This is a genomic window from Pseudomonas izuensis, from assembly GCF_009861505.1.
Lineage (GTDB): Bacteria > Pseudomonadota > Gammaproteobacteria > Pseudomonadales > Pseudomonadaceae > Aquipseudomonas > Aquipseudomonas izuensis.
On the sequence record NZ_WTFT01000012.1, the window covers coordinates 298,508 to 315,482 of the forward strand.

At 60.5% G+C, this 16,975-nt stretch carries 17 protein-coding genes and 1 tRNA gene; 6 read left to right on the top strand and 12 right to left on the bottom strand.

All coding sequences use genetic code 11. The features are described 5' to 3' along the window. Nucleotides 1-70 precede the first annotated feature (70 nt). The 9 genes from GPL81_RS13440 to GPL81_RS13480 form a co-directional block, all read right to left on the bottom strand. On the bottom strand, nucleotides 71-346 hold the full coding sequence (locus GPL81_RS13440; RefSeq protein ID WP_160107101.1) for a DUF971 domain-containing protein: 276 nt from the start codon (nucleotides 344-346) through the stop codon (nucleotides 71-73). Next, nucleotides 343-1,305, bottom strand: a complete 963-nt coding sequence (locus tag GPL81_RS13445; protein WP_160107102.1) for a HEAT repeat domain-containing protein — start codon at nucleotides 1,303-1,305, stop codon at nucleotides 343-345. Before GPL81_RS13445 ends, GPL81_RS13440 begins: the two co-directional genes overlap by 4 nt. Next, the gene (locus tag GPL81_RS13450; RefSeq protein WP_160107103.1) at nucleotides 1,302-2,150 is read right to left on the bottom strand and encodes an ABC transporter ATP-binding protein; all 849 of its coding nucleotides are present in this window, start codon (nucleotides 2,148-2,150) and stop codon (nucleotides 1,302-1,304) included. The genes GPL81_RS13445 and GPL81_RS13450 overlap by 4 nt, the downstream gene beginning before the upstream one ends. Then, on the bottom strand, nucleotides 2,150-2,932 hold the full coding sequence (locus tag GPL81_RS13455; RefSeq protein ID WP_160107104.1) for an ABC transporter permease: 783 nt from the start codon (nucleotides 2,930-2,932) through the stop codon (nucleotides 2,150-2,152). Before GPL81_RS13455 ends, GPL81_RS13450 begins: the two co-directional genes overlap by 1 nt. A 134-nt stretch (nucleotides 2,933-3,066) precedes the next feature. Continuing rightward, the gene (locus tag GPL81_RS13460; RefSeq protein WP_160107105.1) at nucleotides 3,067-4,473 is read right to left on the bottom strand and encodes an ABC transporter substrate-binding protein; all 1,407 of its coding nucleotides are present in this window, start codon (nucleotides 4,471-4,473) and stop codon (nucleotides 3,067-3,069) included. Between the two features lie 231 nt (nucleotides 4,474-4,704). Further along, the gene (locus GPL81_RS13465; protein WP_008060065.1) at nucleotides 4,705-4,950 is read right to left on the bottom strand and encodes a 4Fe-4S dicluster domain-containing protein; all 246 of its coding nucleotides are present in this window, start codon (nucleotides 4,948-4,950) and stop codon (nucleotides 4,705-4,707) included. Nucleotides 4,951-4,976: 26 nt separating this feature from the next. After that, nucleotides 4,977-6,707: a fumarate reductase/succinate dehydrogenase flavoprotein subunit gene (locus tag GPL81_RS13470; RefSeq protein ID WP_160107106.1), complete on the bottom strand. Its 1,731-nt coding sequence runs from the start codon at nucleotides 6,705-6,707 to the stop codon at nucleotides 4,977-4,979. Continuing rightward, nucleotides 6,704-7,456 carry a GntR family transcriptional regulator gene (locus GPL81_RS13475; RefSeq protein WP_160107107.1) on the bottom strand — a complete coding sequence of 251 codons (753 nt, stop codon included), beginning with the start codon at nucleotides 7,454-7,456 and terminating at the stop codon, nucleotides 6,704-6,706. The genes GPL81_RS13470 and GPL81_RS13475 overlap by 4 nt, the downstream gene beginning before the upstream one ends. 310 nt (nucleotides 7,457-7,766) lie before the next feature. Beyond that, nucleotides 7,767-8,654 carry a Dyp-type peroxidase gene (locus tag GPL81_RS13480; protein ID WP_160107108.1) on the bottom strand — a complete coding sequence of 296 codons (888 nt, stop codon included), beginning with the start codon at nucleotides 8,652-8,654 and terminating at the stop codon, nucleotides 7,767-7,769. Between the two features lie 300 nt (nucleotides 8,655-8,954). Between GPL81_RS13480 and GPL81_RS13485 the strand changes: the two genes are divergently transcribed. Both GPL81_RS13485 and GPL81_RS13490 read left to right on the top strand, forming a co-directional pair. Beyond that, nucleotides 8,955-10,580: an NADP-dependent glyceraldehyde-3-phosphate dehydrogenase gene (locus tag GPL81_RS13485; protein ID WP_160107109.1), complete on the top strand. Its 1,626-nt coding sequence runs from the start codon at nucleotides 8,955-8,957 to the stop codon at nucleotides 10,578-10,580. Between the two features lie 44 nt (nucleotides 10,581-10,624). Beyond that, nucleotides 10,625-11,665, top strand: coding sequence for an FUSC family protein (locus GPL81_RS13490; protein WP_160107170.1), 1,041 nt, complete (start codon nucleotides 10,625-10,627; stop codon nucleotides 11,663-11,665). A gap of 7 nt (nucleotides 11,666-11,672) precedes the next feature. On the opposite strand, the gene GPL81_RS13495 is transcribed toward GPL81_RS13490, so the two are convergent. After that, complete coding sequence (locus GPL81_RS13495) at nucleotides 11,673-12,566, bottom strand: DMT family transporter (RefSeq protein WP_160107110.1); 894 nt, start codon at nucleotides 12,564-12,566, stop codon at nucleotides 11,673-11,675. A gap of 136 nt (nucleotides 12,567-12,702) precedes the next feature. Between GPL81_RS13495 and GPL81_RS13500 the strand changes: the two genes are divergently transcribed. Both GPL81_RS13500 and GPL81_RS13505 read left to right on the top strand, forming a co-directional pair. Then, on the top strand, nucleotides 12,703-13,140 hold the full coding sequence (locus GPL81_RS13500) for an Lrp/AsnC family transcriptional regulator (protein WP_096512023.1): 438 nt from the start codon (nucleotides 12,703-12,705) through the stop codon (nucleotides 13,138-13,140). A 57-nt stretch (nucleotides 13,141-13,197) separates the two neighbouring features. Beyond that, nucleotides 13,198-13,527, top strand: a complete 330-nt coding sequence (locus GPL81_RS13505) for a YceK/YidQ family lipoprotein (RefSeq protein ID WP_160107111.1) — start codon at nucleotides 13,198-13,200, stop codon at nucleotides 13,525-13,527. Between the two features lie 59 nt (nucleotides 13,528-13,586). Here the strand turns inward: GPL81_RS13505 and GPL81_RS13510 are convergent, their stop codons facing one another. Further along, a complete protein-coding gene (locus tag GPL81_RS13510) occupies nucleotides 13,587-14,258 on the bottom strand; it encodes a Bax inhibitor-1/YccA family protein (RefSeq protein ID WP_160107112.1) in 672 nt (223 codons plus the stop codon). Nucleotides 14,259-14,381: 123 nt separating this feature from the next. Between GPL81_RS13510 and GPL81_RS13515 the strand changes: the two genes are divergently transcribed. Together GPL81_RS13515 and gstA are read left to right on the top strand one after the other, a co-directional pair. Further along, nucleotides 14,382-14,469 (top strand) — tRNA-Ser (locus tag GPL81_RS13515). Between the two features lie 648 nt (nucleotides 14,470-15,117). Beyond that, entirely contained in the window at nucleotides 15,118-15,729 is a 612-nt protein-coding gene (gene gstA, locus GPL81_RS13520) for a glutathione transferase GstA (protein WP_160107113.1), read from the top strand. Nucleotides 15,730-15,900: 171 nt separating this feature from the next. Here gstA and GPL81_RS13525 read toward each other — a convergent pair whose 3' ends face one another. Further along, nucleotides 15,901-16,920, bottom strand: a complete 1,020-nt coding sequence (locus GPL81_RS13525; protein WP_160107114.1) for a YeiH family protein — start codon at nucleotides 16,918-16,920, stop codon at nucleotides 15,901-15,903. Between the last annotated feature and the right edge of the window lie 55 nt (nucleotides 16,921-16,975).

Here is a 16,975-nt window from a genome sequence, read left to right on the forward strand (position 1 = left end):
GATGCGTTCATTCAGGCAGCACGCGTTATCGTTGTCGTCCATCGCGAGCAGGCTCGCTCCTACAAGGGGATCAGGTCAGGCTGGAAAGATAGGCCCACGGATAGATCCCGCGTTCGTGGCCATCGCTGAAGATCAGTTGCACCCCATAACCCTGCGCATTCAATTCGATCACCTGGATTCGCTCATCAACCATCGGCGTCATCCCCCGCACCCGAAACGCCCGGCACTGCGAACACGGGCACTGCCGCCGTAACTCGGCATGACCCAGCACCTGCTCGCGGCCATCCGGCCATTGCAGGCGCAGTTGCTGTTGGCTGCGTGAATTACCCACCGCCACCGGGTTCATTGCAGTTGACTCAAGGCGATGCGCACGGCTTTGCGCACTTCCGGGTCGCCGTCATCTTGCGCGGCCTGCAACGCTGCGATGGCGCCTTTATCGTTCAGTTCACCGAGGGCCAGGGCGGCTTCCTTGCGCAGGTTGCTGATGCGGTGGCCGAGGGTTTCGATCAGCGGGTCGAGGGCGGGTGCAAAACGCAAGCGGCCAAGGCTCCGGGTGGCACGCAGGCGGACTTGCCAATAGTCGTCACCCAAGGCTTCAACCAGCGCCGGCCCGGCATCAGCGTGACCAACCTTGCCCAATGTGGTGGCGGCTTCTTCGCGCACTTGCCAGGCCTGATCCTGCAATGCCTGGCGCAATGCCGGCAGGACCTGTGCATCAGACGCCAGGCCCAATGCCCCGGTGGCGGCGCGACGGACTTCGGTGTCCGGGTCATCACTGGCCAGGCTCGCCAAGGCCGGCAAGGCATCGAGCTGCTTGAGCCAGCCCAGTACGCCGACCGCTTCGCGCCGGACATTGGCGTCCCGGTCGCTCAGCGCCAACACGGCAGCCGGGGCCGCTTCGGCAAAGCGCAGTTCGCGCAAGGCCCGGAACGCGGCGATGCGCACACTAACGTCGGCATCCCCGGTCCACGGCAGAATCACCCGTCCCGCTGCTTCGCTCTTGAGCAGACTGAGGCTTTGCGCGGCGGCGGCCCGCACGGTGTCGCAAGGGTCGGTCAAGGCCTGGCACAGCGCCTCGACCACCGGTTCGTCCTCCCAGGCCTCCAGCAACCGCGCGGCTTCGGCGCGGACGTCGGCGACCGGGTCTTGAGCCAGTCGATTGACCAGCCACAGCAGGCCCTCCGGTTCTTCCAGGTCCGCCAGTTCGATCAGTGCGATGCGGCGCACGCCGGCATCCTCATCGGTCAGGCGCGGTTGCAGGGCGAGAATGTCATCGTTATCGGTTACATCAAATAGTGAGGTCATAGGGCAAATCGCGGCAGTTTGTTTTCTGGGGGAAGTCCGAGAGGGTTCAGGCGCGGCAGCTGCCGACCCTCTTCGTGACGCAATAACTCGAGGCAGTGACGCTTCAAGCGGGAAAATTCGTGGCTCGTCACCAATTCAGTGGTACGGGGCCGGGGGAAATCCAGGCGCAGGTCTTCGATGATCCGGCCGGGACGCGGACTCATGACCAGCAGGCGATCGGCGAGGAACAGTGCTTCGTCGATGTCATGGGTAACGAACACCACGGTGGTGCGAATGCGCGACCAGATGTCCAGCAACAGCTCCTGCATGTTCAGGCGGGTCAAGGCATCGAGGGCACCGAAGGGCTCATCCATCAGCAACAGGCGTGGACGGTTGACCAGCACCCGGGCGATTTCCACTCGCTGCTGCATGCCGCCGGACAGTTGGTTCGGCCAGCGTTCGGCAAAGCCTTCGAGGCCGACCAGCGCGAGAATGTCGGAGGCCGCCTTGTGCCGTTCGGCTTTGCCGATGCCGCGCATTTTCAGGCCGAAGGCGACGTTGTCGCGCACCGTGTGCCAGGGGAACAACGTGTGTTGCTGGAACACCATGCCCCGTTGCGGTGACGGGCCCGACACCGGCACGCCATCAACCTTAAGGCTGCCAGTGCGCGGTTGCAGGTGACCGGCCAGGGCGCCGAGCAAAGTGGATTTACCGCACCCGGACGGCCCGAGAATGCACACGAATTGGCCCGGTTCGATCTGGCAATCGAGGCCCTGCACCGCTTCGAAAGCCGCGCTGCCCTCGCCCAGGCTGATCGACAAGTCGCGTATATCGATACGACCTTCAGGTTGTTGAAAGACGCTCATCAGACCTTTCCTCGTGGTCGATGCCAGGGCGTGAACAGCCCGCCCAGGCGTTTGATCAGCAGGCTGCTGCCCATTCCGAGTACGCCGATCAGCAACATGCCGACCACGATGTCGGGGTAGTTCTGGATGGTGTAGGACTCCCAGGTGTAGTAACCGATGCCGAACTGGCCGGAGATCATTTCCGCAGTCACCAGGCAAAACCAGGAAGTACCCATGCCGATGGCCAGCCCGGTGATGATGCTCGGCGCGGCGCCCGGCAAAATCACCTCCAGCAGCATGGCCCTGCGCCCTGCCCCGAGGCTTTTCGCCGAAGCGATCAGCCGTGGATCGACGCCTTCGACGCCATGCACGGTGTTGAGCAGGATCGGAAACAGCGCGCCGGTGAAGGTGATGAAGACCATCGACAGCTCGGACGACGGGAACATCAGGATCGCCAGGGGAATCCAGGCCACAGCCGGAATCGGGCGCAGCACCTCCAGTGGTGGCAGCAACAGATCTTCAGCCCATTTCGAGCGGCCGATGGCCAGGCCCAGGGCGACGCCGATGATCAGCGCCGCGAGGTAACCGGCGAATACCCGGCCGAGGCTGCTGCTCAGGTGCCGGGCGAGTTTGCCGGAGTCACCGAGGCCGAGCGCCGCCTCGATCACCGCCAGCGGTGTCGGCACGTTGGCGAAGGTCACCAGGCCGAGGTTCCAGTGGTGGCTGGCGGCGAGTTGCCAGAACAGCAGGCAGAGCAGCAGCGAGGTGGCTCTTGGAAGCCAGCGTAAACAGGATCCGTACACAATTCTTCCTCTCAACCCATACCTGTAGGAGCCGGCTTGCTGGCGAATGCGATTTGACATTCAACATTGATGCTGGCTGGTCAGACGTCTTCGCCGGCAAGCCGGCTCCTACAGGGAATTTCGGTGTTCCGGGATTAGCGGACCGCCACGGCTTGTGCGGTGGCATCGGTGAAATCGAACACCTTGCCACCCTGCGCCGACGCGAACTGCTGGGCCTGGCCCTTCAACAGGAACGCGCTGAGCCGCCCTTTCGCATCACTGGCAAACCACGCCTGATCCGCCAGCAACTTGATCCCGCTGTCGCTCGCCTGGGCATACACCGCGCGGATGCTCTTGCCTTCCTGCTTGAGACTGGCCAGTGCAGTGAACGCCGACTCTGCCGAGGCGTACTGGCGGACTTTCGGCTCGCCGCGCACCCAGATTTCCGCCACATGGTTGAAGTCGGTGATGGCTTTGCCGCTCGATGCATCCACTGCCTTGAGCGGCGACTGCGCGTAGTTGGCCAACTGCGCCGTGTAGTCCAGGTTCGACGCCTTGAACGCGGCGCGGATGTACTGATCATCGATAAAGGTATTCAGATCGAGCCCGCGATCGGCCTTCTTCAACAACTTGAGCGTATCGATGGCAGTACCGACGGCCTGGCGGTATTCGGGTTTCCAGGTGAGGTCGCGGGTTTGCACGCCCAGCGGACCGTGGAACAGGTAGTTGACCTCGGCATCGACCCCGGTGACCTTGGCGATCAGTTCGCTGTACTTCTCCGGTTCGGCAGCGAGCAACTGGTTGGCTTCGAGGCTGGCGCGCAGGTAGGCGACGACGATTTCCGGGTACTTTTTCGCGTAGCCCTGATCGACCAGCGCACCGTGGAAGGTCGGCGCGCCGGCCTGGGAACCGTCGTAGATCTTGCGGGCGAAACCACGGCTCGGGAACAGTTCGGCAAACGGCACGAAGTCGGCGTGGGCATCGATCTTGCCGGCCTGCAACGCGGACCCGGCGACTTCTGGCGGCTGGGCGATGATGTTTACATCTTTCTGCGGATCCCAGCCCTGGGCCGCCACGGCCCGCAGCAACATGCCATGGGCGGTGGACGCGAATGGCACGGAAATGGTCTTGCCCTTGAGCTCGGCCAGCGACTGCACGCCCGAGGCACTCGGTACCACGATGCCGTTGCCACTGCCCTGGGTGCTGCCCGACAGCACGCTGATGAACAGGCTGTGCTTGCCTGCCGCCTCGAACGCCACGCCGTTGAACGAGCCCGGGAAATCAGCCATGGCGCCGAAGTCGAGCTTGCCGGCAACCATCTCGTTGGTCAGCGGTGCGCCGCTGGTGAAGTTCTTCCACTGCACATCGTATTGGGCGTCCTTGTACTGGCCGTCGTGGGGCAGGTATTTGTCCAGCAGGCCCAGCTCGCGGATCAACAGACCGCCGGCGGCACAGTTGATGGTGGTGTCCTGGGTGCCGATAGCGATGCGGATGGTTTCGGCCGAGGCCGACAGAGTGAAGGAGGCCAGTACCAGACCGGCTAACGTTGCACGCAATAACATGGTAGATCCCCTCGAATCATTTATAGGAAGTTCGTCTCCGCCACGATCAGGGCGTGGTGGGAAACGAGGGGTGTTTTGAAGCGGGCGTCCGGGGGTGGCCGGATGGCGTTTTTGAGTTGTCACAAACCCAATGTAGGAGTGAGCCTGCTCGCGATAGCGATGGCACATCCAACATCTCATTGCCTGACCCACCGCTATCGCGAGCAGGCTCACTCCTACAGAGATTGCGTTTCAGCGCAGCAGGTACGGGATATCCACTTTCACCGCACCCGTCGGGCAGTCCTTTTCACAGGGCATGCAATACCAGCATTCGTCGAAGGCCATGTAGGCCTTTTGCGTGGCCGGGTTGATCGCCAGCAAGTCCATCGGGCACACGTCGACGCACACGGTGCAGCCTTTGTGGGCGATGCAAAGGTCCTCGTCGACCGTGACCGGTGCGTTGGAGCGGAAGAAGATTTCCTGGGGTTGATAAGCCATGTCTGGTCTCTCTTTGTCTGGCGGCATCAAGCCGCGTCGGCACCGACCCGCAATCGGTCGTAGGCCTGCATTTCATCGGCATCCAGCGGGATGATGTAAGGCTCGACGGGTTTCTTGAAGCTGGTCATCACGCCGTTTTCGTCCTTCTTCAGGTGGCAATGGCAGAACCACTCGCTGTCATTGCGTTGCGGATGGTCAACGCGATAGTGGTAAAGCCCCCAGCGGCTTTCGGCACGGAACAACGAAGCGCGGGCGGCCATTTCGGCGCAGTCGCGGATCATGCTGACTTCCATGGCGCGCATCAGTTCGTGGGCGTTGTGCGCCTTGATCTGGTCGAGGTCGCGCTGGATATCGCTGAAGCGTTGCAGGCCGATTTGCATCTTCTTGGTCACTTTCGGCGGTTGCAGGTAGTCGTTAACGAAGCGCCGCAGCTTGTATTCGACCTGGGCCGGTGGCAGGCCGTGCTCACGGTCCAGCGGTGCGTAGACCCGTTGTTTTTCTGTTTCGATTTGCTGGGTGTCCAGTGCCGAGAACTCACGACCGGCGACAAAGTCCGCCGCGTTGGTTCCGGCAAACCAGCCGTAGGTGAATGCGCCGAGCATGTAGTTGTGCGGCACCGCGGCCATGTCACCGGCCGAATACAAACCCTTGACCGAGGTCTCGGCCTTCTCGTTGACCCACACCCCGGACGCCGAATGACCGCTGCAAAAACCGATCTCGGAGATGTGCATCTCGACCATCTGCGTGCGGTAATCGGTGCCGCGATTGGCGTGGAACTGGCCACGACTGGGACGTTCGTTGCTGTGCAGGATCTGCTCGATGTTCTGGATGGTTTCCTCGGCCAGGTGATCGAGCTTGAGGAACACCGGGCCGTTGCCGCTTTCCAGTTCCTGGTGGAACTCCCACATCATCTGGCCACTCCAGTAATCGCACTCGATGAAGCGTTCGCCCTTGTTGTTGGCGGTGTAGCCACCCAGGGGACCGGTGACGTAGGCGCAGGCCGGACCGTTGTAATCCTTGATCAGCGGGTTGATCTGGAAGCATTCCAGGTTCGCCAGTTCGGCCCCGGCGTGATAAGCCATGGCGTAGCCGTCGCCGGCATTGGTCGGGTTTTCGTAGGTGCCCATCAGGTAACCCGAAGACGGCAGGCCCAGACGTCCGGCGGCGCCGCAGGCGAGGATCACCGCCTTGGCCTTGATCACATGGAAGTCGGCGGTGCGGCAATCGAAACCCATTACACCGTTGACCGCGCCCTCTTCGTCCGTCAGCAAACGGGTGCAGACCAGTCGATTAGTGATGCTGACCCGCGCCCGCTTCAACTGGCGGTACAGGACTTTCTTGATGTCGTGGCCTTCCGGCATCGGCAGCACATAGGCACCCATGTGATGGACTTTCTTCACCGCGTAGTCGCCGGTCTCATCCTTCTCGAACTTCACGCCCCAGCGGTCCAGTTGCTCGATCGTTTCGAAGCTGTGGGTGGCGTAGGCATACACCGCGGCCTGATTGACGATGCCGTCGTTGGCGATGGTGATTTCCTTGGTGTACTGCTCCGGCGTGGAATGGCCGGGAATGATCGCGTTGTTCAGGCCGTCCATGCCCATGCTGATCGCGCCGCTGCGTTTGACGTTGGCCTTGTCGATCAACAGTACCCGCAGATCGCGGTTGCGTTCCTTGGCCTTGATCGCCGCCATGGGCCCGGCCGTGCCACCGCCGATCACGACGATGTCGTATTCCTGCTCCAGAGTTTTTCGACTCATGCCTGTGCCCCTTTTTGCCGGTCGATCCGCAGGCGGTACTGGAAGGCATCGCCACGGTAGTAAAGGTGTTCGAAGTCCAGCGGCTGGCCGTCAGCGTCGTGGGTCAGGCGCTCGATGCGCATGATCGGCGAACCGGGTTCGACGTTCAGCGCCTGGGTCAGGTCGCTGTCGGCCAACACCGCATCAATGGCCAGGTCGGCGTGACCGAGGGCCAGGCCGCAGTCGTTTTCGAGGATCAGGAAGATGTCGCGGGTCACCAGATCAGCCTTCTCCAGCCGCTCGCCGATGGCCTTGGGCAGGTAGGTGATTTCCAGCGAAATCGGCTCGCGGTTGATCAGGCGAACCCGCTTGATCTGCGCCACGGTCTCGCCCTCGGCGACCTGCAAACGCTCGGCGATCAGCTTGTCGGCGGCGATGAATTTGAAGCTGCGCAGGCGGTTGATCACCTCATAGCCGCGTCCGGTCATGGACTCGGCCAGGCCTTGCAGCGTGCTGACGTTCTGGAAGGTTTTGGGCTTGGCGACAAAGGTGCCCTTGCCGTGGATCTTGAAGATCAGCCCTTCCTTCTGCAGATCGCCGAGCGCCTGGCGCACGGTGATGCGGCTGACCTTGAACAGCGCGCCCAGCTCGCTTTCGGAAGGCATCTGACTGTCTTGCGGGTATTCGCCGTCGAGGATGCGTGTGCGCAGTACGTCTCGCAGCTGGGTGTGCAACGGAACGCTACTGAGAGAAAGAACGTTATCGGTCATCTGGAATCACTTGTCATAACGAGTTATGACGTGATCTTAAAGTTCTAACGACAGGCTTGAGAAATATTGTTTGAGCATAAGGTTAGATTGTAGGAGCTGGCTTGCCAGCGAAAGCAATCTTGAGCCTCGCATCGCCAATCAGCACGCCTTCGCCGGCAAGCCGGCTCCTACAGGTGTTGCGTCAGCCGCAGATTGTTCAGCCACCCCGGCCATTGTAGGAGCTGGCTTGCCAGCGAAGACAGCCTCGAGCCTTGCATCGCCAATCAGCACGCCTTCGCCGGCAAGCCGGCTCCTACAGATTCAATTCAGGTCAGCCAATGCGCAGGGCGCGCAGGTCCAGCTGGCCATCTTTGAGCGGCGGGCACCAGTAGTAGCCACCGGTGATCGGTCGGCTGATACGGTACAGACCGTCGGTGATGCCGTCTTCCAGACCGCTCATGCGCCGCAGCTGGACTTCAAAGGCGTCGAGGGAAAAACCGAAGGCCAGGAACATCAGGCCAGCGCGGTCGTCTTCGATCCATGGCATCGAACGACGGACGATAAAGGCTTCAGGTGAAAAGCTCTCCTGTGCGGTGCGTTTGACGTGGGCCGAGATCGGGGCGTCATCGAGTTCTTCGTTGTCGCTCAAGCGCCGGCCCATGATGTCGTCCGTTTCATGGGACGGCATCCCGTGGAAACGCTTCAGATCATGTTGCCACTGCTGGATCGCGGCAAAACTGCCACCGACCGTGCCTTCAACACCCTCGCCCACCAGCGCCGCAGCCGCAGCAGCTTCGTCGCGGGGGTTTTCAGTGCCGTCTTCGTAGCCGGTCAGGTCATGGCCGTCGCGGTGGCGGAAGCCTTCGGTCACCTGGACCAGGCGCAGGGCCGGGGCCAATGCGGCGGCAAGAGCGTTGCTGCGATTGAGCAGTTCGCCACGGTCGGTACCGTGCAGCCAGCACCACAGCGCGTGTTGCGTCGACGGGTTATCCACGCCCACGCCGGTCAGTGCCGGGAACGGCCGTAGCCCTTCAATATTGCCATCGAGCGCCTTGACCAGGGATTCACCGAAACCGACCACCGCCGACTTGCCGTCCACCTGTTGCACCAACTTGTCGAGTGCGGCCGGCAGATCGGCAACGGATTCGAGGGCGAAGAACATATGGCGGGCGTGAGGCGGAACAGGGGTGGCGAGAATGCCCGGCTGGTAGTGACTCATGTGAACTCCTTCAGAAAGAACACGAAGTTTAACCGCAGCACCGATGGTTGTGTGCGGCGAGGTCAAAGATTGCGGTCTACGCTTGAGACACAAGATCCAGACCCTCAACCCCTCTACTCTGCCTATTAGCGCCGCAAATCCTACTGTAGGAGCGAGCATGCTCGCGAAAAACGCCCAAGCGCCGCGGGATACCTGATAGCCCGCGTCATCGTTCACGACCATCGCGAGCATGCTCGCTCCCTACAGGGTGCTGGAGGTGGCAGCAGGGTTCGCGGGTGACACTTCATATGGGGTAGCGACATGAGCACAGCAGATCTCCTTGGCAACCTGTTTCCCGAGGCCGACAGAATCCCGGAAAAATATCGCCTGGACGGCCAGATCGAGCAGCGTGAATACCTGGTCGACGGTGCGCTGAAAACCTGGACGGGCCCTCTCGCCCTGGTGCGCAGCCCGGTCTATCTGAGCAGTGCTGCGGGTGACGAACAAGTGATCCTTGGCAGCACGCCGCTGCTGGACGCCGACACCGCACTGACCGCCCTCGACGCTGCCGTCCGCGCCTACGACCGCGGCCAGGGTTTGTGGCCGACCATGCGCGTGGCCGAGCGCATCCAGCATGTCGAAACCTTTTTGGGGCGCATGCGCGAACAGCGCGAAGCGGTGGTCAAGCTGCTGATGTGGGAAATCGGCAAAAACCTCAAGGACTCGGAAAAAGAGTTCGACCGCACCTGCGACTACATCGTCGACACCATCAACGCCTTGAAGGAACTCGACCGCCGCTCCAGCCGCTTCGAACTGGAGCAGGACACCCTCGGCCAGATCCGGCGCGTACCGATGGGCGTGGCGTTGTGCATGGGGCCCTATAACTATCCGTTGAACGAAACCTTCACCACACTGATTCCGGCCTTGATCATGGGCAACACCGTGGTGTTCAAGCCAGCCAAGCTGGGCGTGCTGTTGATACGCCCGCTGCTGGAGGCGTTCCGTGACAGCTTCCCGGCCGGGGTGATCAACGTGATCTACGGCAGCGGCCGCGAGACCGTCAGTGCCCTGATGGCCAGCGGCAAGATCGATATCTTTGCGTTCATCGGCACCAACAAGGCCGCCAGTGACCTGAAGAAACTGCACCCGCGCCCGCATCGCTTGCGCGCGGCGCTGGGACTGGATGCGAAGAACCCCGGCATCGTCCTGCCGGAGGTGGACCTGGACAACGCCGTGAACGAATCGATCACCGGCGCCCTGTCATTCAACGGCCAGCGCTGCACGGCACTGAAAATCCTGTTTGTCCACGAAGACGTGGTCGATGCCTTCATCGAGAAACTCAACGCCAAACTGGCCACGCTCAAACCCGGCATGCCATGGGACAGCGGCGTCGCCCTGACGCCCCTGCCGGAGTCAGGCAAGGTCGATTACCTGCACGCACTGGTGGCCGATGCCGTCGACAAAGGCGCAAAAGTGGTTAACCCCAATGGCGGCGAATCCCGCGCGTCGTTCTTCTACCCTGCGGTGCTGTACCCGGTGACGCCGCAGATGCGTGTCTATCAGGAAGAACAGTTTGGCCCCGTGGTGCCGATCGTGCCTTACCGCCACCTGGACACGGTGATCGATTACGTCCTGGAGTCGGACTTCGGCCAGCAATTGAGCATCTTCGGCACCAACCCGGTAGCGGTCGGCCGGCTGGTGGACACCTTCGCCAATCAGGTCGGGCGCATTAACCTCAACGCCCAATGCCAGCGCGGCCCTGACACCTATCCCTTCAATGGCCGCAAAAACTCCGCCGAAGGCACCTTGTCGGTGCATGACGCGTTACGGGTGTTTTCGATCCGCACGTTGGTGGCGACCAAATTCCAGGAGACCAACAAGGAGTTGATCAGCGAAATCATCAGCGGACGCAGTTCGAGCTTTTTGACCACTGACTACATTTTCTGAGGAGAGTGAACCTGAGCACATCCACTACCCCTCGACTGCCACCGCTGCTGCGCCGGCTACTGCGTCCGCTGATTGACCCATACCAGCGCTATCGGCATGCCAAGGTGATTCACGCGGTGCGCGTGTCGGTGGGGTTACTGGCGACTATCCTGCTGACCACCGGCATCCATCTTCCCCACGGCGAATGGGCATCGGTGACGATGCTGGTGGTGATCGGCGGTTTGCAGCACCACGGCAATATCGGCAAAAAAGCCGCCGAACGAGCCATCGGCACCCTGGTCGGCGCGGCTATCGGTCTGGTGCTGGTGGTGCAACAGGCCTGGCTCGGCATGCCATGGCTGACCTATTTCGCGATGGCGGTGATTTGTGGGTTTTTCTCGTACCACGCCATCGGCAAGGGCGGCTATACCGCACTGCTGGCCGCGATTACCGTGTTCATCGTCGCCGGGCATGGCGACAATCCGGTCACCGACGGCTTATGGCGCGGGGTGGATATCCTGATCGGCATCGCGCTGGCCCTAGCATTCTCTTTCGCCCTGCCCCTCTACGCGGCCTATTCCTGGCGCTACAACCTGGCCGACGCCCTGCGCGACTGCGCGGCGATCTACGGGCGCATTATCGACGGCCAACCCGTCACGGCTGAGGAGCACCTCAAGCTGATGGGTCGCCTGAACACGGTCATGGTGCAACTGCGCTCACTGATGCCATCGGTATCGAAAGAGGTGAAGATGTCGATGACCGAGCTCGATGCCATTCAACGTCATCTGCGCACCTGTGTCAGCACCCTGGAGATTCTCGGCAATACCCGACCGGATGCCAGTGATTCCGATGCCATGGCTCAACTTCAATCGACGTTGAAGGCGGAGCACCGGCTGATTGGCGTGCAGCTGATAGGCATGGCCAGGGCACTGAAGTCAGGCGCCACCGAACGGCTGAGTCGAACCATGGAGTTGCCGGCCGTCAGCCTCGATGCGCCGATCTACAACGCGCTGGACGGTTATCGATTGTTGACTCAACAACTGGCAACAAACATTGGCGAGATGCGCCAGCGGCTGGCCAGGACGGCACCGCGATGGAACATCTGACGCCTGCCTATTGGGTTACTGTGCGTCGCCATTTCAGGCTCCAACCCTGCTGCATCCCGGCAGCAGCCAGCAGAATCGCGGCAACCCCGATCCATTGCATCAGTTCCAGACGATGGCCGAAGGCAAACCAGTCGACGAAGATTGCCGCAATCGGATAGATGAATGACAGCGCGCCAGTCAATGCCGTCGGCAATTTCTGGATCGCGCCGTACAGCAACACGTACATCACACCGGTGTGCACCATACCCAGGGTGACCAGACTGCCCCATGCACTTTGGCCCTGCGGCAGTGCCGAGAAGTGCGCGAACGGCGCGAGCAGCAACACACCGGTGCTGACCTGAACCAATGCGATCAAATGCGGTGGCGTGCCGGTCAGGCGCTTGATGATCAACGCGGCAATCGCGTAAAGAAATGCAGCGCCCAGCGCCAGCACAATGCCGATCAGGTATTCATTGCCGCTCTCGCCCTGCCCGCCATGGGCGCTGACGATCGCCAGCATCCCGAGAAACGAAACGCCCAGCCACGCCAGTTTCTGCAAGGTGACTTTCTCGTTGAGGAACACCGCGGCCAGGCCCACCAGCATGAACGGCTGCACGTTGTAGACGGCAGTGCCGATGGCAATCGAGGCGCGGGAATAGGAGGCGAACAACAACACCCAGTTGCCGACGATCGCCACGCCGCTGAGCACGGCCAACAGGAACGTGGTGCGGGTCAGGATGCCGGGCCGCAGGAAGCCGAATACCGCGCAAATCAGCAGCAACGCGCCGGCACCGAACAGGCAGCGCCAGAACACCACGTCCAGCACCGGTTGCCCCGATACCAGCACAAACCAGCCGATAGTCCCGGAGATCAGCATGGCGGCGGTCATTTCGAACGAGCCGCGACGAATTGTTTTGTCCATTTTCAGACTCCTCTGTTGATGGGCAAAGTATGCCAATCAGCCGAGGCGCTTCTCCAGCGCAAAAATCAGGCTAAACTCGGAATCTGCCTTTTTTATCAAGGCAATTTTGAAAAACTGCCTAATAGAGGTTTTCGCCATGACCGATGACATCGACCAGGTGCTGATCACGGCATTGATGGAAGACTCGCGACGCTCACTCAAGGCCCTGGCGCACCTCAGCGGCTTATCTTCGCCCAGCGTTGCAGAGCGCCTGCGTCGCCTCGAAGAGCGTGGTGTGCTCAAGGGCTACACCGTTGAAATCGACCCGAAATGCTTCGGTTATCAACTCCAGGCCATCGTGCGCATTCGTCCGCTACCCGGCCAGTTACAGGAAGTTGAACGCCAAATCATGGCCATTCCCGAGTTCACCGAGTGCGACAAGGTCACCGGAGACGACTGCTTCATCGCGCGCCTGCATGTACGCTCGATGGAACAACTGGACACCCTGCTCGACCGGCTCAATACCCACGCCGAAACCAACACCGCAATCGTCAAGAAAACCCCGGTCAAACGGCGGTTGCCCCCGATGGCGTGAATGCAGTTTCGTTCTAAGGGGCGTAAATTAACCGTTTTCCAGCTAAGGATTGGCGGTATGAAACTTCGATTTATGTTGCTGACAGCACTGATGCTTTCGGGCTGCGGCACTGTCCAGACGGTTGTACGTGGAGACGACGTGGCCGCAAAGAGCCTCAGGGAGAAAAATAGCTACTGCGGCGCAGTTCGCCGAATCTACAGCGGTGTGACATATGACTTCTGCTATCTGAACGCGCCTTTGGAAAAAGGACGGGACGCGCAGGTCCATGACAGCGCTCCAGCCATTGTGCTGATCGATGTGGTCCTTTCCGGCGCCTTCGATACCTTGCTGTTGCCCTACACCCTCTACCGGCAGCAAGCCGATGGAAGCATCATCATTACCGAATAACCCTGAATGCCAGACAATAAAAAACCCGCCGAAGCGGGTTTTTTATTTAACGCTGACTATCAGTCATCGCGGCTCATGATGCCGAACAGCTGCAACAGGCTGATGAACAGGTTGTAGATCGATACATACAGGCTGATGGTGGCCATGATGTAGTTGCGCTCGCCGCCATGAATGATGGCACTGGTCTGGAACAGAATGCAGACCGAGGAGAACAGCACGAAACCTGCGCTGATCGCCAGTTGCAGGCCGCTGATCTGGAAGAAGAAGCTGGCCAGGGTCGCACCGAGCAGAACGAAGAAGCCCGCCGTGATGAAACCGCCGAGGAAGCTCATGTCCTTGCGGGTGATCAGCACATAGGCCGACAGACCGCCGAACACCAGTGCCGTCATCGCAAAGGCCGAGCTGACCACTTCAGCCCCGCCTTGCATGCCCAGGTAACGGTTGAGGATCGGGCCCAGCAGGAAACCCATGAAACCGGTCAGGGCAAATGCCGATACCAGGCCCCAGGCGGAATCTCGGAGTTTGTTGGTGAGGAAGAAAAGGCCGTAGAAGCCGATCAGCACCACGAAAACGTTCGGGTAGCCGACCCGCATCTGCTGAGCGACGTAAGCCGTCAGACCGCTGAATGCGAGGGTCAGGGCGAGCAAGCCGTATGTGTTGCGCAGGACGCGGCTAACCTCTAGCTGCTCAGCCTGCAAGCTGTTATTAACTGCGTAATCCTGTTCGCGCATGGCGACACTCCTGTTGGTTTGAAACGTTCAGTCGCAAAGATCATAACAGACGCCCTGTAACAAGCTATGCAGAGAGTTTGACAGTGTGTTTCATTCAGGTATTATGGCGCCCGCAACGCAAACGGAGGTGTGGCCGAGTGGTTTAAGGCAACGGTCTTGAAAACCGTCGACTGTAACAGGTCCATGAGTTCGAATCCCATCGCCTCCGCCATCTTTATACGACAAAGCCCTGATTATTCAGGGCTTTGTCGTTTCTGGCTTTCAGGTTTCCACAACGGACTCCCGATCCGTTACAAAACTTTTTAGTAGCCGTTACAAAACTTTCCGTTTTCCCTCTACCAGCACGCCCTCAAGTCGCTCGTTTTGAAAAGTGATCCCGGGAAAGCGTGGAGCATTCTCAAGACATTTCACCGGCGTCCTATCAGACTCGAAAAATCCATCATGCTGGCGAATTTTCAGCCTTGATTTTGGCTTGCGCATCCCCCTCCCCCTGCCCAAAATCCTCCAACTCAATGGAGCAAACCTGGAGCCGCTATGGGCAATAGAGACAGACACAACGCAATGCTGGGCCTACTTTTTGGAATCATGGCGGTAGGCACGCTTTGGGGCGGGGCCAAGCAAATAGGCGAGGCTGCGCGGATGGTGAATGAGATTGGCATACCGCCCTTGCCTGTTTTACTCATCCTCGCCATAGGCTTGCCTAGCTGGGCCATCGTCACCGGCGTACTAGGTCTATTGAGTCATGACTTACTACAGGATAAGAGTGCCTGATTTGGCCCACAAAGCGGGGCTAAATACTACCCACCCCGCTTCTGGCAACACGCTCGGGTACCCGTTGCCCGCTTATAAGGAGATAACCATGAAACTGTACTTTGCCCCCATGACCTGCTCCCTGTCGCCGCACATCGTGCTGCGCGAACTGGGCCTGCCTTTCGAACTGATCCGGGTCAACAACAAGACCAAGGCCACGGCTGACGGCCGTGACTTTCGCGACATCAACCCAAAGGGCTACGTGGCCGCACTGGTGCTGGATAACGGCCTGGTGCTGACCGAAGGTCCGGCCATCGTCCAGTACCTGGCCGATCAGGTTCCGGGCAATGCCCTGGCACCGGCCAACGGCACCTGGGAACGCGCTCGCCTGCAGGAACTGCTGAACTTCATCACCGCGGAAATCCATGGCGGCAGCGCGCCGTTGTTCAATGCTGACATCCCTGAGTCCACCAAAGAAATTTTCCGGCAAAAACTATTCAAGCGCCTGGACTATCTGAACAAGGAGTTGCTGAACAAAGACTACCTGCTGGGCGCCTTCGGCCTGGCCGATGCCTACCTGTTTACCGTGCTCAAGTGGCTCCCGTTCTTCAACATCGACGTCAAGGGCTGGCCGGAACTGGCGTCGCTCATGGAACGCATCGAAGCACGTCCAAGCGTGCAGGCCGCCATTGCCGCGGAAGAAGCAACACAGCCGGTTTAATCACGGATGACAGAAGCCCGTCGATGCCGGCTTCTGTCTCACTTCAACCTGGATGAAGCCCCCCTATACAGACAATTGAACGCGTCCCGAGCAGGCCGTGGTGAGTCAACGTGAGCGATTCGACGTGCACCAGTGCTCAATCGCGTAAAACAAAAAAACCGGTGCCCGACATCAAAGCAACGTAAGAACACCGCCGACAACAATGAGCTGTGCCGTCAGCACGAAAGCCAGGATCAATGGCTTGATACCTGCCTTGCGAAGATCGCGCAGACGGGTGCTGAAACCCAGCGCGCCCATGGCTGCGGCCAGCAGCAGGTCATCCAGCCCCACGACGATCTGCCGGATGCCTTGCGTCAGCGGCATCCAGGAATTGATCAGCATGCAGATCACGAAGCCCAGTACGAATACCGGTACTTTTACAGACGCAGTGGCTTCATTACCGGTTCTTCCCCGCGACCACCACAGTCCGATGCCGATCAATGCCGGCGCGAGAAGCAGTACGCGTATTAGCTTGGCAACGATCGCCGCCTCGGCAGCCTGTGGGTTCATGGCCTGGCCGGCGGCTACGACCTGAGCGACTTCATGCAGGGTGGCGCCGGTGAACACGCCAAAGGCGTGGCTGTCACCCAGCAGGGTTGGCGCGAGGCTGAACACCCGGGGATACACCAGCATGCCAAATGTGCCGAACAGCACGATGCATGCAATGGCAATGGCGACCTGGTCGTTGCGCGCCCGCACCACCCCCGCGCTGGCGAGGATCGCTGCGGCGCCGCAGATGGCGTGACCGGCGCCGATCAGGATGGCGGTCTGACGCTCCATGCGCAAAACGCGGACACCCAGCCAGATAGCCAGGCCGAGTGTGGAAAGGATCAACAGCACATCGATGATGAAGGCCTGCACGCCGAGCGCCTGCACCTGTTGCACGGTCAGACGAAAGCCGTACAGCGCTACGCCGACGCGCAACAATGATTGCTTGCACAGCAGCACGCCACTGGCCAGTGCGTCGTGGACACTGCCGGGGGTCAGATTACCCAGCGCCAGGCCCACCAGCATGGCCAGCGTCAGCGCGCCAAGACCGCTGCCATGCAGTATCGGAGCCGCCGCGAGCCACAGCGCAAAACCGGCCAGTGTGAGGCTGCCGGCGAGGCCGGGAAGCAGATTGAGGGGATAACGACGGCTTGCGACGAGCATGAGCAAATCCCGGCCCGGACGGGCCAAAAGAGAGTTCGGGGGAATTTCGCGGCGC

Coding starts and splice junctions, on each gene's coding strand:
- GPL81_RS13440 (WP_160107101.1), bottom strand. CDS start 346: ATGAACCCGGTGGCGGTGGGTAATTCACGCAGCCAACAGCAACTGCGC.
- GPL81_RS13445 (WP_160107102.1), bottom strand. CDS start 1,305: ATGACCTCACTATTTGATGTAACCGATAACGATGACATTCTCGCCCTG.
- GPL81_RS13450 (WP_160107103.1), bottom strand. CDS start 2,150: ATGAGCGTCTTTCAACAACCTGAAGGTCGTATCGATATACGCGACTTG.
- GPL81_RS13460 (WP_160107105.1), bottom strand. CDS start 4,473: ATGTTATTGCGTGCAACGTTAGCCGGTCTGGTACTGGCCTCCTTCACT.
- GPL81_RS13465 (WP_008060065.1), bottom strand. CDS start 4,950: ATGGCTTATCAACCCCAGGAAATCTTCTTCCGCTCCAACGCACCGGTC.
- GPL81_RS13470 (WP_160107106.1), bottom strand. CDS start 6,707: ATGAGTCGAAAAACTCTGGAGCAGGAATACGACATCGTCGTGATCGGC.
- GPL81_RS13475 (WP_160107107.1), bottom strand. CDS start 7,456: ATGACCGATAACGTTCTTTCTCTCAGTAGCGTTCCGTTGCACACCCAG.
- GPL81_RS13480 (WP_160107108.1), bottom strand. CDS start 8,654: ATGAGTCACTACCAGCCGGGCATTCTCGCCACCCCTGTTCCGCCTCAC.
- GPL81_RS13485 (WP_160107109.1), top strand. CDS start 8,955: ATGAGCACAGCAGATCTCCTTGGCAACCTGTTTCCCGAGGCCGACAGA.
- GPL81_RS13495 (WP_160107110.1), bottom strand. CDS start 12,566: ATGGACAAAACAATTCGTCGCGGCTCGTTCGAAATGACCGCCGCCATG.
- GPL81_RS13500 (WP_096512023.1), top strand. CDS start 12,703: ATGACCGATGACATCGACCAGGTGCTGATCACGGCATTGATGGAAGAC.
- GPL81_RS13505 (WP_160107111.1), top strand. CDS start 13,198: ATGAAACTTCGATTTATGTTGCTGACAGCACTGATGCTTTCGGGCTGC.
- GPL81_RS13510 (WP_160107112.1), bottom strand. CDS start 14,258: ATGCGCGAACAGGATTACGCAGTTAATAACAGCTTGCAGGCTGAGCAG.
- gstA (WP_160107113.1), top strand. CDS start 15,118: ATGAAACTGTACTTTGCCCCCATGACCTGCTCCCTGTCGCCGCACATC.
- GPL81_RS13525 (WP_160107114.1), bottom strand. CDS start 16,920: ATGCTCGTCGCAAGCCGTCGTTATCCCCTCAATCTGCTTCCCGGCCTC.